The 13,464-nt window shown below is 72.8% G+C and carries 13 protein-coding genes; 8 read left to right on the top strand and 5 right to left on the bottom strand.

Annotated features, from left to right (window positions below):
- The first annotated feature begins 2 nt into the window (after positions 1-2).
- Together ACZ63I_RS03165 and ACZ63I_RS03160 are read left to right on the top strand one after the other, a co-directional pair.
- The gene (locus ACZ63I_RS03165) at positions 3-725 is read left to right on the top strand and encodes a futalosine hydrolase (protein ID WP_469334792.1); all 723 of its coding nucleotides are present in this window, start codon (positions 3-5) and stop codon (positions 723-725) included.
- Complete coding sequence (locus ACZ63I_RS03160; protein WP_469334790.1) at positions 722-1,561, top strand: 1,4-dihydroxy-6-naphthoate synthase; 840 nt, start codon at positions 722-724, stop codon at positions 1,559-1,561. The genes ACZ63I_RS03165 and ACZ63I_RS03160 overlap by 4 nt, the downstream gene beginning before the upstream one ends.
- 64 nt (positions 1,562-1,625) lie before the next feature.
- Here the strand turns inward: ACZ63I_RS03160 and ACZ63I_RS03155 are convergent, their stop codons facing one another.
- On the bottom strand, positions 1,626-2,009 hold the full coding sequence (locus tag ACZ63I_RS03155) for a cold-shock protein (RefSeq protein ID WP_041988417.1): 384 nt from the start codon (positions 2,007-2,009) through the stop codon (positions 1,626-1,628).
- A gap of 198 nt (positions 2,010-2,207) precedes the next feature.
- Here ACZ63I_RS03155 and ACZ63I_RS03150 point away from each other — a divergent pair, with 198 nt between their 5' ends.
- The gene (locus ACZ63I_RS03150; RefSeq protein WP_469334788.1) at positions 2,208-2,495 is read left to right on the top strand and encodes a hypothetical protein; all 288 of its coding nucleotides are present in this window, start codon (positions 2,208-2,210) and stop codon (positions 2,493-2,495) included.
- On the opposite strand, the gene ACZ63I_RS03145 is transcribed toward ACZ63I_RS03150, so the two are convergent.
- Positions 2,444-3,109, bottom strand: coding sequence for an HAD family hydrolase (locus ACZ63I_RS03145; RefSeq protein WP_469334786.1), 666 nt, complete (start codon positions 3,107-3,109; stop codon positions 2,444-2,446). The genes ACZ63I_RS03150 and ACZ63I_RS03145 overlap by 52 nt on opposite strands.
- Before the next feature lie 117 nt (positions 3,110-3,226).
- Between ACZ63I_RS03145 and ACZ63I_RS03140 the strand changes: the two genes are divergently transcribed.
- The 3 genes from ACZ63I_RS03140 to ACZ63I_RS03130 are packed head-to-tail and all read left to right on the top strand — an operon-like array spanning position 3,227 to position 6,209.
- Positions 3,227-4,309: a FecCD family ABC transporter permease gene (locus tag ACZ63I_RS03140; protein WP_469334784.1), complete on the top strand. Its 1,083-nt coding sequence runs from the start codon at positions 3,227-3,229 to the stop codon at positions 4,307-4,309.
- Positions 4,306-5,367, top strand: coding sequence for a FecCD family ABC transporter permease (locus tag ACZ63I_RS03135; RefSeq protein ID WP_469334782.1), 1,062 nt, complete (start codon positions 4,306-4,308; stop codon positions 5,365-5,367). The genes ACZ63I_RS03140 and ACZ63I_RS03135 overlap by 4 nt, the downstream gene beginning before the upstream one ends.
- Positions 5,367-6,209: an ABC transporter ATP-binding protein gene (locus ACZ63I_RS03130; protein ID WP_469334780.1), complete on the top strand. Its 843-nt coding sequence runs from the start codon at positions 5,367-5,369 to the stop codon at positions 6,207-6,209. Before ACZ63I_RS03135 ends, ACZ63I_RS03130 begins: the two co-directional genes overlap by 1 nt.
- Positions 6,210-6,602: 393 nt before the next feature.
- On the opposite strand, the gene ACZ63I_RS03125 is transcribed toward ACZ63I_RS03130, so the two are convergent.
- Entirely contained in the window at positions 6,603-7,622 is a 1,020-nt protein-coding gene (locus tag ACZ63I_RS03125) for a hypothetical protein (protein ID WP_469334779.1), read from the bottom strand.
- A 155-nt stretch (positions 7,623-7,777) separates the two neighbouring features.
- On the opposite strand from ACZ63I_RS03125, the gene ACZ63I_RS03120 reads away from it, so the two are divergent.
- Entirely contained in the window at positions 7,778-10,288 is a 2,511-nt protein-coding gene (locus ACZ63I_RS03120) for a helicase-associated domain-containing protein (RefSeq protein WP_469334777.1), read from the top strand.
- 146 nt (positions 10,289-10,434) lie between these two features.
- On the opposite strand, the gene ACZ63I_RS03115 is transcribed toward ACZ63I_RS03120, so the two are convergent.
- A complete protein-coding gene (locus ACZ63I_RS03115) occupies positions 10,435-11,172 on the bottom strand; it encodes a VanZ family protein (protein WP_469334775.1) in 738 nt (245 codons plus the stop codon).
- Positions 11,173-11,374: 202 nt separating this feature from the next.
- On the opposite strand from ACZ63I_RS03115, the gene ACZ63I_RS03110 reads away from it, so the two are divergent.
- Entirely contained in the window at positions 11,375-13,018 is a 1,644-nt protein-coding gene (locus ACZ63I_RS03110) for a DNA repair helicase XPB (protein WP_469334773.1), read from the top strand.
- 23 nt (positions 13,019-13,041) lie between these two features.
- Here the strand turns inward: ACZ63I_RS03110 and ACZ63I_RS03105 are convergent, their stop codons facing one another.
- Positions 13,042-13,212, bottom strand: coding sequence for a hypothetical protein (locus ACZ63I_RS03105; protein ID WP_469334772.1), 171 nt, complete (start codon positions 13,210-13,212; stop codon positions 13,042-13,044).
- Positions 13,213-13,464 lie beyond the last annotated feature (252 nt).

The raw sequence follows: 13,464 nt of genomic DNA, 5'->3' as shown, positions 1-13,464 counted from the left end.
CCATGCGCGTACTGGTGGTCACGGCGGTCGCGGCGGAGGCGGACTCCGTCGTCGCCGGGCTGACCGGGTTCGAGCGCCGCGAGGTGTCCCCGCTGCCCGGTGGTCGCACCCTGACCGCCGGTACGACCGGGGGCGGCGCCCTGCTGGACGTCCTCGCGGGCGGTGTCGGACCGGCCGCCGTCGCCGCGGCGACGGCCACGGCGCTGGCTGTCGGCGGCCCGTACGACCTGGTGGTCTCCGCCGGCATCGGCGGCGGCTTCGCGCCGCACGCCCCGCTCGGCTCGCTCGTCGTCGCGGACGCGATCGTCGCCGCCGATCTGGGCGCCGACACGCCCGACGGCTTTCTCGGCGTCGAGGAACTGGGTTTCGGCCGGGGCGTCCATCTGCCGCCCGCCGGGCTGACGGCCCGGATGGCCGCGGCCACCGGCGCCGTACTCGCCCCCGTACTGACCGTCTCGACGGTGACCGGCACGGCGGCCCGTACGGCGGAGCTGACCGCACGTCACCCCCGGGCCGCGGCCGAGGGCATGGAGGGCTTCGGCGTCGCCGAGGCGGCGGCCGGGTACGCACTTCCCTGTGCCGAGCTGCGCGCGATCTCCAACGCCGTGGGCCCGCGCGACCGGGACGCCTGGCGGATCGGCGCCGCGCTGGAGTCGCTGCGGCGCGCGGTCACGCTGCTCATCCCCGTATTCGAGGGGTCGTCCGTTTTCGAGGAGTCGTCATGACCCTGCAGATCGCCTATTCGCCCTGCCCCAACGACACGTTCGTCTTCGACGCCTGGGCGCACGGCCGGGTGCCGGGCGCGCCCGAACTCGACGTGACGTTCGCTGACATCGACATCACCAACGGCATGGCGGAGCGCGGTGAGTTCGACGTACTGAAGGTCTCGTACGCCGTGCTGCCGTGGGTGCTGGACGAGTACGCGCTGCTGCCGTGCGGCGGGGCGCTGGGCCGTGGCAACGGGCCGCTGGTCCTCACGCGGGACGCGGACACCGATCTGACGGGGAAGACCGTCGCCGTGCCGAGCGAGCGCTCGACGGCGTATCTGCTGTTCCGGCTGTGGGCGGCGGACGTCGTCCCCGGCGGGGTCGGCGAGATCGTCGTCATGCCGTTCAACGAGATCATGCCGGCGGTACGCGACGGCAAGGTGGACGCCGGTCTCGTCATCCACGAGGCGCGCTTCACCTATCAGGATTACGGGCTGCGGTCGCTGGCCGACATGGGTGAGCACTGGGAGACGACGACGGGGCTGCCGATCCCGCTCGGCGCGATCATCGCGAAGCGCTCGCTGGGCGAGGAGACGCTGCGGCTGCTCGCCGAGTCGGCCCGTACGTCGGTGCGGATGGCGTGGGACGACCCGGCAGCCGCGCGGCCTTACGTGGACGAGCACTCCCAGGAGATGGACCCGGCCGTCGCCGACCAGCACATCGCCCTGTACGTCAACGAGTTCACCGCCGACCTCGGCGAGGACGGCTACGCGGCCGTACGCGGGCTGCTGACGCGGGCCGCGACCGAGGGGCTCGTACCGCCCCTCGGTCCTGACGCGCTGCGTTTCGTATAGCGCTGCGTTTCGTATAGCGCTGCTTTTCGTGTGGCCGCGTTGTGCGGTCGGGTGCGCGGGCCGGTCAGACGTCGAGCTGGTCGGCCACCGCGCGGAGCAGTCCTGCGATCTTCTTGCCGTGCACCTTGTCGGGGTAGCGGCCGCGCTCCAGCATCGGGGAGATGTTCTCCAGCAGGGTCGTCAGGTCCTGGACGATCGAGGCGAGTTCGTCGGGCTTGCGGCGCTGCGCCGCCGCGACGGAGGGCGCGGGGTCGAGCACCGTGACCGACAGGGCCTGGTCGCCGCGCTGGCCGGCCACGACCCCGAACTCCACGCGCTGGCCCGGCTTGAGCGCGTCGACTCCGGCGGGCAGGACCGACGAGTGCACGAAGACGTCGCCGCCGTCGTCGCGGGAGAGAAAGCCGAAGCCCTTCTCGCTGTTGAACCACTTGACCTTGCCGGTAGGCACGTCTGTCCTCGTCCTCGTTGTCGTAAGGGGCGCGACCCGGCCCGCCGGGGCGCGCGCAGCACAGAAAAAACGCTCTGGATAGCACTACAGCGGGCCCGTTGACCCGCCATCCCCAAGGCTAATGGTCCAGGGGCTGGTGACAAGACGTCGCCGGACGGTTCCTGTCCGCTGCCGTCCGCAGGGAACTACCCTGGTGAGGTGACTGCTACTCCTGTACCCCGCACCGCGGACGAAGCCGCTCCCGGCGACGGCCTGGTCCGTATCGGCGCGATCGTCTTCATCGTCGGCGCCGTCGCCACGCTGGTGACCGTGGCGCCGCTGTTCCTCGGCACGCGTCCGTTTCCCTCGGTCGCCTACGCGGTCTGCATGCTGATGGCGGTCGGGTTCGTCATCGCCGCCGCCGGCATACTGCGCACGATCGGCGCGCAGCGCCGTCAGGCGAAGTCGGCCGCCGCAGCATCGCGCGCGGGCCGCTCGGCCGCGTAACCGCGCAGCCAGTTGGGGAAGGCCGTCAGGTCACGCAGGATCACCTCGGCGCCCGCGGCGCGCAGCTCCTGCTCGTCGCACGGGCCTGTCGGTACGGCTACGGAGAGCGCGCCGGCCGCGCGGGCGCCGCGTACGTCACCGGTGTGGTCGCCGACGTAGACCGTCGCGCCGTACTCGCGCAGTGCTTCCGCTTTCGCCTCGGCCCACAGCCAGCCGACGACGGCGTCGGGTGCGATGCCGAGGTGCGAGAGGTGGAGTTCGGCGTTCGGCTCGTGCTTGGCCGTCACGACGATCGCCCGCCCGCCGAGTTCCTGGACGGCGGCGACGGCGGCGCGGGCGCCGGGCATCGCGAGGGTCGGGGCTATCGCGAATGTGGGATAGATCTCCCGGTAGCGGTCGCCCACCTCCTCGATCCGGTCCGCCGGGAACCACTGCGCCAACTCCTGGTCGAGCGGCGGACCGAGCCGGGTCACGGCGAGGTCCGCGTCGATGAAGACGCCGGTCTCGGCGGAAAGTGCCTGGTAGGCGGCGTGGATGCCGGGCCGTGAGTCGATGAGCGTCATATCGAGATCGAAACCGACCGTGGGTCCGTGCCGCGCCGTGAGGGATGCCATGACACCCATTGTGCCCAGGCGGATGGTCATATTCGGCTGGCTAGACTTAGCCAAGCCTAACCATCCCGGTGACATGTTGTCGCTGTCCCCGTCCGTTGATCTTGTTGATTGGTCCTGATGCCAGCCGCCGCCCCGACGAGCCCGAGCGCCGCGCCGAACACCGGTCGTCAGACCCGGGACGACGGCGCTCCCGGTGCCAGAAGGGCCGTGATCGCCCGCCGTATCGGCTGGACGGCGGCGGCCGTCGTCGCCCTGCTGCTCGCTGTGCTGCTGAGCCTCGGCGTCGGGGCGCGGGCCGTCGGCCCGTCCGCCGTGTTCGACGCGCTGCTGCACGGCGGGCACAGCGACGACGCGGAGGTCGTCCGCCAACTCCGGGTGCCGCGCACGCTGCTGGGTCTGATGGTCGGCGCGGCGCTGGCGCTGGCGGGCACCGCGTTGCAGGGCATCACCCGCAACCCGATCGCCGACCCGGGCATCCTCGGCATCAGCCAGGGCTCGTCGGTGGGGGTGGTGCTGGCCATCTCCGTGGCCGGTGTGCACACCCTGTCCGGTTATGTGTGGTTCGCCTTCGCGGGCGCGGCCGTCGCTTCGGTGGTGGTGTACGCCATTGCTTCGAGCGGCCGGGGCGGTGCGACGCCGGTGAAGCTGGCGCTGGGCGGGGCCGCCGTCAACGCGCTGCTGGTGTCGGTGACTCAGGGCGTACTGACCACGAACGCGGCGACGCTCGACGAGTTCCGCTTCTGGCAGGTGGGGTCCGTCGCCGGGCGCGACGCCGGAGTCGCGGGCCAGGTCTGGCCGTTCCTGCTGATCGGCGCGGTGCTGGTGGTGTCGGTCGCGCGCGGGCTCGACGCGCTGGCGCTGGGCGACGACGTCGCGAAGGGGCTCGGCCAGAACGTCGCGGCCGTACGGATCGTGGGCGGCGTCGGCGCGACGCTGCTCACCGGCGCCGGGGTCGCCGCCGCCGGGCCCATCGCGTTCATCGGCCTCGCCGTACCGCACATCGCGCGGGCGATCGTCGGCGGCGACCACCGGTGGGTGCTGCCGATGGCGGCGCTCGTCGGGCCGGTGATGCTGCTCGTGTCGGACGTGATCGGCCGGGTCGTCTTCCCGCCGAGCGAGGTCCCGGCGGGCGTGATGACGGCGCTGCTCGGCGTGCCGTTCCTGGTCTTTCTCGTCCGCAGGAAGGCGGTGCCGGCATGACGGCGCCTGTGGCTGCTCCGGTGCGGCCCGCCGGTTACGCGCGGGTGCGGGCGGGGCGCGGCTCGTTCCTGCTGCACCGGCGGGCGGCGGCCGTGGTCGGCGTGCTGGCGGTGCTGCTGGCCGCGGTGTGCGTCGCGTATCTGTGCGTGGGCGAGAGCTTCGTGGCGCCCGGCGAGGTGCTGAAGGTCGTCTTCGGCCGGCCGTCACCGGACCAACTGGTCGTCGGCACGCTGCGGTTGCCCCGGATGGTGCTGGGGCTGCTGGTCGGGGCCGCCTTCGGGATCGCGGGCGCGCTGATCCAGACCGTCGCCCGCAATCCGCTCGCGAGCCCCGACATCATCGGCATCAGCCAGGGCGCGGGCGCGGTGACGGTCGGCGCGATGACGTTCGGCGTCACCTCGTACACGGCGCTGCCGTACCTGTCGGTCGGCGGCGGACTGCTGGCGGCGGCGCTGGTGTACGCCTTCGCCTGGCGCGGCGGGCTGCACGCGACGCGCTTCGTGCTCATCGGCATCGGCTTCGCCATCGCGCTGCGGTCCGTCACGACCCTGTTCCTGACGAAGGGCGACGTGCTGGTCGCCCAGCAGGCCCAGGTGTGGATGACGGGCTCGCTCAACGGCCGCGGCTACGACGAGGCGGCGCCGCTCGCGCTCGTCCTGCTGGTGCTGACACCCGCCGTGCTGTGGGCGGCGTACGCGCAGCGCACGGTCTCCATGGATGACGACACCGCGCTGGCGCTGGGCGTACGGCTCGGGCGGGTACGGCTCGGCCTCGTCGGCCTGGGCGTGATCCTGGCGTCGGTCGCGACGGGCGCGGCCGGTCCCGTCGACTTCGTGGCGCTGCTGGCGCCGCAGATCGCGCGGCGGATGACCCGTACCGCGCAGATCCCGCTGCTGTCGTCGGCGCTGATGGGCGCGTTCATCGTCGTACTGGCCGATCTGCTGGCGCGGGTGGTGCTGTCGCCGACGGAGCTGCCGGTGGGCGTCCTGACGGCGGCGGTCGGCGCCCCGTATCTGATCTGGCTCATCATGCGCAGCCGTACCGCAGGAGGAAAGTGATGAGCAGGCTCACGGCCCGCGATCTGACGCTCGCCTACGAGGACCGCACGGTGGTCCACGACCTCGATCTGGCCGTCCCGGACGGCCGGGTGACGGTGATCGTCGGCCCGAACGCCTGCGGCAAGTCCACGACGCTGCGGGCGCTGGGGCGGCTGCTGAAGCCGCGCCGGGGCGCGGTGCTGCTGGACGGCGCGGAACTGGCGAAGATACCGACGAAGCAGATCGCCCGCTCGATCGGCCTGCTGCCGCAGTCCCCCGCGGCCCCGGAGGCGATCACCGTCGCCGACCTGGTCTCGCGGGGCCGCCAGCCGCACCAGAGCTGGTGGCAGCAGTGGTCGGACGAGGACGAACGCGCCGTCACGGAGGCGATGCGCCGCACGGACGTGACGGCGCTCGCCGACCGCTCGGTGGACGAACTGTCCGGCGGCCAGCGGCAGCGCGTCTGGATCGCGATGGCGCTGGCCCAGGAGACGGACCTGCTGCTGCTGGACGAGCCGACGACGTTCCTGGACATCGCCCACCAGGTGGAAGTCCTGGACCTGGTCCGCCGCCTCAACCACGACCAGGGCCGCACGGTCGTGATCGTCCTCCACGACCTGAACCAGGCGGCCCGCTACGCGGACCACCTGGTGGCGATGAAGGAAGGCCGAGTGGTGGCGGAGGGCCCCCCGTCGGAGGTGGTGACGGCGGCGCTGGTACGCGAGGTCTTCGGCCTGGAGTCGGTGGTCATCCCCTGCCCGGTAACGGGCGCACCGCTGGTGATCCCGGGAGAGCCGTACCGCCCGGCGGGCGGGACGGGTACGGGGCTGCCGGAGGCGTCGTCGGAACGGGCGAAGGGGTAACAGGGGTAACCGCGGGCGCACCCGCGTGGCTGGGCGTTGCCGCCGCGGGGACCGGGACGAGTAACGGGGTCGCCGCGCGTCGCGGCGGCACCGTCGTCCCCCACCCCGCCCCTTCCCGAAAGCGGGCAGCTCGCCGGGCGGCGAAGGCGCAGGCGGGGCGCGGGTCGAGGGCTGCCCCCCCCGGGGGGGGCCGTAGCGCGCCACAGGCGCGACTGCGGGCGGGGCCCGCTCCCGGGCCGTGCCAACGGACCCTGGCCGGACCCGTGTCAGGGCCGCCGCCCGTCGAACCAGCCCCGGGCCCGCGACGAGCGCACGCGTCGTGGCCCGACGTGACGGCCGGACCCCCGACCGCAGGCGGGGGCAGACCGTGAGAGGCGGGCTCGCCGCGAAGCCTCAGGGGCGGCGGCGCGCGCGCCAGACCAAGTACAGGGCCGACGCCACGGCCGCCGTGCGGACCACCACCGGCCAGAGGCCCTCCAGGGCTTCGCCCATGCCGCCCTTCGGGATGGGATTGCCCCAGCGGCCCGCCGTTTCGCCCCAGAGCCAGACCAGGCCGCCCGCCGCCGCCACGCCCGGGAGGCCGAAGACGGCCCATTTCGCTTCCGCGCGGGACAGCGTGCGTGAGGCGTACGCGAGGAGCCAGCCGCCGGCCAGGGCCAGCCAGGAGCCGAGGAAGGCGCCGGCCACCAGCAGGGCCGCCGCCAGGAGCAGGAGCGGGTTCGACAGGCCGGCGCGGGCCTTCTCCGCCTTGCCTTCCGCGCGGCGGCGGCGCAGCCGCAGGCGGCGGACGACGGGCGGCGGCGGGGCCGCCTCCACCGGGCCGGTGTCCTCGTCCGCGTCCTTCGGATCCGCCGCGCCCGGCGGTTTCCGGGGCATCATCGGCGGCTTGAGCAGTTCGGGGATCTCGACCCCGCCCACGAACCCCGGCACGTCCGTACCCGCGTTCATCGACCCCAGGCCCCCCAGCGGGCCCGGCTCGACCCGCCACCAGTCGGGGGCCGCGCCGGTCGGGGCCGTCTCGTCCATGCCCGCCAGGTGCGGCGGCGGCGGGGAGTCCGACTGCTGGCGCGGGATGTCCGCCCCGCGCCCGCGCCCCGGCGCGCGGCCCCAGCGGGTGCGCTGCTCAGGGACTGCGGGCGCCGGCGGCTCGGGGGGCGGCGAGTACGTGACGGCGCCGCCGTCACCCGCTCCGGTCGCCGCGCGCACCACCTCGTCGGGCTCGCCGAGGCGGCCCAGGATGCGGCGCACCGACGCGGGGCTGTCGCTGCCGAACGTGCCGCGCTGCCGGTCGATCTCGTTGCGCAGGGTCGAGACCAGTCTCATCCGGGTCCCGGAAGGCAACTGCTGCTGCTGGGCCACATCCCCGACGCGGCTCAGATAGTCGTAGACGAGCTGATCGCTCTCGATCCCCACACAGCCCTCCGCACAGACCACTTCCCACATGACGTCCGCTCGCGATGGTGTCGGAGTCATCCCCGTACGTCCAGCCCGTGACGGCCGGTACGGGCCCCCCGAGGGGCTACCTTGGGGCGGATGGGGAACCCAGCGAGCCCGAACAGGAGGCGCACGTGTCACAAGGAACCGGCGGTACGCCACCGCGCACGCTCGCGGAGGCCCTGCGCGGCCGGGGAGACGAGTCGCTCACCGCCCTGCTGCGCGCGCGGCCCGACCTCCTGTCGCCCGTGCCGAACGACATCTCACAGCTCGCGACCCGGGCCGGCACCCGCGCCTCCGTCGTCCGGGCGCTGGAGCGGCTCGACCGGTTCACGCTCCAGACCGCTGAGGCGCTCGCCGTCGCCCCCGAGCCCGCCGAGTACGACACGCTGCGCGCGCTGCTCACCGGCGACGAGGGCGACGAGCGGATCGCGCAGGCCGTCGCCACCGCCGTGGCGACCCTCCGCGACCAGGCGCTGATCTGGGGCGACGACGACCGGCTGCGGCTCGTCCGCACCGCCAGGGAGATCCTGGCCCCCTCCCCCACCCACCCCTCGCCGACCGGGCTCGGCCCGACCGTCGCCGAGGCCACGGTCGGCATGTCGCCGACGCGGCTGCAGGAGATCCTGACCGCCGCGTGGCTGCCCAGCACGCACGACCCGGTCTCCGCCGTCGCCTCCCTCACGGAGCTGTTCACCGACCGCACGCGGATGGCGGCCCTGCTGGACACCGCGCCGATGGAGGCCCTGTCCGTGCTGGACCGGCTGGTGTGGGGTCCCCCGTACGGCGAGGTCACCTCCAGCCCCACCCCGCCCGTGCAGTGGCTGCGCGACCGCGGCCTGCTGCTGCCCGCTTCGACCCGCACCGTGGTGCTGCCGCGCGAGGTCGCGCTGCATCTGCGCGCGGGCCGTGCGCACCGCGTGGTCGAGCCGGCCGCACCCGCCGTCGCCGCGCGCGCCGAATACCGTCCACAGGTTGTGGACAGCGCGGCGGCCGCCCAGGCGTTCACCGCACTCGGCACCATCGAGGAGCTGGCGAAGGACTGGAACGAGGGCGGCCCGAACGTCCTGCGGGCCGGCGGCCTGTCCGTACGCGACCTCAAGCGCACGGCGACAGCCCTCGGCGTCACCGAGACCCTGGCCGCCTTCTGGGTCGAACTGGCCTTCGCCGCCGGGCTGCTGGCGGCGGACGGCGAGTCCGACGAGCGGTACGCGCCGACCCCCGCGTACGACGACTGGCAGGAGCTGCCCGACCCCGAGAAGTGGGCGCGTCTCGTCACCGCCTGGCTGACGGCGACCCGCACGTCCGGCCTCGTCGGCACCCAGGACACCAAGGGCCGCACCCTCGCCGCGCTCGGCCCGGACCTCGACCGCGGTCCGGCGCCCGAGGTGCGGCAGCGGGTGCTGCACCTGCTCGCCACCCTGCCCGAGGGTTCGGCCGCCGACCCCGAGTCGCTGCTGGAGCGGCTGCGCTGGGAGCGCCCGCTGCGCACCGCCCCCGCCGCGGGCCGGCCGGAGGACCTGCGGTCCAGGCTGGCCGCCTGGACCCTCGGCGACGCCGAGCTGCTGGGCGTCACCGGGCGCGGAGCCCTGTCGTCACAGGGCCGCGCGCTGCTGACACCTCCCGGCGCCGGCTCCGCCACCGCGTCCGAATCGGCCGCCGACCCCGGCGCCCCCGCCCTCACCGACGCCGAACTCGCCGCCGCCGCCCAGCGCGCCGCCCACGCGCTCGCTCCCCTCCTTCCCGAACCCCTCGATCACGTCCTCCTCCAGGCCGACCTCACCGCCGTCGCCCCCGGGCCGCTGCTGCGGCCCCTCGCCGAACTCCTCTCCGTCGCCGCCGAGATCGAGTCGAAGGGCGGCGCGACCGTCTACCGGTTCACGCCCGGATCGGTACGGCGCGCGCTCGACGCCGGACAGACCGCCTCCGACCTGCACGAATTCCTCAGGACGCACAGCCGTACGCCCGTACCGCAGCCGCTCTCCTATCTCATCGACGATGTGGCCCGCAGGCACGGACACCTGCGGGTCGGCGCCGCTTCCGCGTACGTACGCTGCGACGACGACGCGCTGCTCGGCGAGATCCTCGCCGACAAGCGGTCGCAGGGACTGCGGCTGCGGCGCATCGCCCCGACGGTCCTGGCAGCGCAGGCCGACCCGACGACGCTGCTCGAAGGGCTCAGGTCGATGGGGCTCGCGCCCGCCGCCGAGTCCGCCGAAGGCGACGTACTGATCACCCGGGCCTTCGCCCACCGCACCCCGCCCCGCACCGCCCCCGCCCCGGTCCCCGACGGCCCCCGCGCCCCCGAACCCGCCCTGCTGGGTGCGGCGGTCAAGGCGATCAGAGCCGGCGACATGGCGGCGACGGCCGTCCGCAAGCCGGGCTCGGAACCGGTGGCCACCGGCGACCTGCCCCGCACGAACGCGGCCGAGACCCTGGCGACCGTCCAGGCGGCCGCGATGACGGGCGCGACCATCTGGATCGGCTACGTCAACGTGGACGGCGCGGCCACCCAGCGCGTCATCGCACCCGTACGGGTCGAGGGCGGTTTCGTCACCGCGTACGACCACACGGCGGACGTGGTGCGGACCTTCCCCCTGCACCGCATCACAGGAGTCGCCGAGTTGGCCGACGACCCGGCCTGACCGGACGAGCCCGGCGGACGTCGAAAGTCAGGGCACTCCCAACGGAACATGAGCGAAGCCCCGCTGCTGTCCTTCCCGGACAGCAGCGGGGCTTCGCTCATGTTCCAATTCGTACAGCGACCACTGACAACGGGCGTTCGCCCAGGTCAACGCCGGGATCGCGCCAACCGGTTGATCCGTTCGCTCCACGAGGGAGCCTCGACCTCGGCGGTCTTCGGCTTCGTGGCCTTCGGGTCCGGCTTCGTCCGCGAACTCGAACTCGCCTTCGTGAGCGTCTTCGTGAGCGTCTTCGTGCCCGGCTTCACGCCCGGCTTCGTCGTCGGCTTCGACTTCGGCCTGAGCCGGGAAGCCGGCCTGCGCTCCGTCTTCGTGTCCACCGTCGTCTTCGGCTCCGACCGGTCCGACCGCTCCGAACGGTCCGACCGCCCCAGCCGCTTCCCCGACCGCTTCTCCGCATCCTTCGCCACCGGCGCCACACCCAGCGAGTGGTACTTGCGCCCGATACGCCGGCCCAGCAGCAGATACGCGATCAGCGCACCGCTCGTGTTCATGATCACGTCGTCCACGTCGAAGGCGCGGCCCTCGACGATCGAACCCTGCGCCAGCTCCACCAGGACCATGACCACGGCCGTCAGCAGCACGACCCTGATCATCCGCAGCCTGCGCGGCACGAGCACCGGCAGGATCAGTCCGAAGGGCGCCCCCATGACGATGTTGCCGCCGACCTGCTTGCAGGCGGCCAGGAACGTGTAGTCCTCCATGTACTGCCGCAGCGAGCGGCCCGGATGCAGGTTCGACCCGGCGATCTTCGCGGAGGCGGGCGAGGGGGTCAGCGTCAGCTCCGCCAGGACGACGGAGAAGGCGACCAGTGCGATGAACGCCACCACAAGTATCAGCACTCTTAAGGCGGTTCGGCGCCATGGATTTCTGGCCGGGGCGGCGACTCCGGACGTGGCCCGTTCCGTTTCAGCGGTCATGACACCCTGCTGCCCGCGCAGCGCCCGGATAAGCGGTTGGGAGCGCACCGCCCCGTATCGGTTCCCGATGCGCGACACTGGACGTTTGGCATACGGAAAGGGCGCCGCTGTGAATGGACCTCTCATCGTCCAGAGCGACAAGACACTGCTGCTTGAGGTCGACCACGAACAGGCTGACGCCTGCCGCCGCGCCATCGCTCCGTTCGCCGAGCTGGAGCGGGCCCCCGAGCACATCCACACCTACCGGCTGACCCCGCTCGGGCTGTGGAACGCGCGTGCGGCCGGGCATGACGCCGAGCAGGTGGTCGACGCGCTGGTGGAGTTCTCCCGCTATCCCGTTCCGCATGCCCTGCTCGTGGACGTCGCCGAGACGATGGCGCGCTACGGGCGGCTCACGCTCTCCAAGCACCCCTCGCACGGTCTGGTGCTGACCTCGACCGACCGCCCGGTGCTGGAGGAGATCCTCCGCTCCAAGAAGGTCGCGCCGCTGGTCGGCGCGCGGATCGACCCGGACAGCGTCGCCGTCCACCCCTCCGAGCGCGGCCAGATCAAGCAGACGCTGCTGAAGCTCGGCTGGCCGGCCGAGGACCTGGCGGGTTACGTCGACGGCGAGGCGCACGCGATCGAGCTGCACGAGGACGGGTGGGCGCTGCGCCCGTACCAGAAGCAGGCCGTCGAGAACTTCTGGCACGGCGGCTCCGGAGTGGTCGTGCTGCCCTGCGGCGCGGGCAAGACCCTGGTCGGCGCCGGTGCGATGGCGCAGGCCAAGGCGACGACGCTGATCCTGGTGACCAACACCGTCTCGGCCAGGCAGTGGAAGCACGAACTGGTCAAGCGCACCTCCCTGACCGAGGAGGAGATCGGCGAGTACAGCGGTACGCGCAAGGAGATCCGCCCGGTCACGATCGCCACATACCAGGTGCTGACGACGCGCCGTAAGGGCGTCTATCCGCATCTGGAGCTGTTCGACTCGCGCGACTGGGGGCTGATCCTCTACGACGAGGTGCATCTGCTGCCCGCGCCCGTGTTCAAGTTCACCGCCGACCTCCAGGCGCGCAGGCGGCTGGGGCTCACGGCCACGCTGGTACGGGAGGACGGCCGCGAGTCGGACGTGTTCTCGCTGATCGGCCCGAAGCGCTTCGACGCGCCGTGGAAGGAGATCGAGGCGCAGGGCTACATCGCGCCCGCCGACTGCGTCGAGGTACGCGTCAATCTGACCGACAGCGAACGGCTCGCCTACGCGACGGCCGAGGCCGAGGAGAAGTACCGCTTCTGCGCGACGACTGCGACGAAGCGGAAGGTGACCGAGGCGCTGGTGCGCAAGCACAAGGGCGAGCAGACGCTGGTCATCGGGCAGTACATCGACCAGCTCGACGAGCTGGGTGAGCATCTGGACGCGCCGGTCATCAAGGGCGAGACGAGCAACGCGCAGCGCGAGAAGCTCTTCGAGTCGTTCCGGCAGGGCGAGATCTCGGTGCTGGTCGTGTCGAAGGTCGCGAACTTCTCGATCGACCTGCCGGAGGCCACGGTCGCGATCCAGGTGTCGGGGACGTTCGGCTCGCGCCAGGAGGAGGCGCAGCGGCTCGGCCGGGTGCTGCGTCCGAAGGCGGACGGGCACGAGGCCCGGTTCTACTCCGTCGTCGCGCGGGACACGATCGACCAGGACTTCGCCGCGCACCGGCAGCGCTTCCTGGCCGAGCAGGGGTACGCGTACCGCATCATCGACGCGGACGAGCTGCTGGCCGGCAACTGATCCCGGCGGCGGGCCCTGTCACGTCAACGGCGCTTGACGCCGGCTTCCTCGGCGAACTCGCCGAGCACGGCCACGCCGATCGCGGCGCTGACGAACGACTTGACCGCGCGCAGCGCGCCGCCGAGCCGGGGAGTGGAGTGGTGGGCTGCGGCTTCGGCCGCGCCGTGGGCGGGGGTGAAGGTCGTGGTGGTCATGTGTCCAGCATGGTCGCGGGCCCCGTCCCTGGCATCGCTCCGCAGAGTGAACCGTACGGTCGGCCGCCTATGTCCTGAGTCGTACGGCATCCCCTACGGGATGGAGGCGACCGCGTAGTCCTCGCGGGATTCGCCGCCGGAAAAGCATTCGCGCCGTACGTCAGCCGCTGACTAGAATCTCCCCCTTCCCCGCCTCCCTCTGCGGAGTGCCGCTGTCCGGACGGAAACCGGACGGCCGCCCTTGACGTGAAC

This window comes from Streptomyces sp. NPDC087906, assembly GCF_055584925.1.
This window is presented reverse-complemented; position numbering and strand designations above follow the sequence as displayed.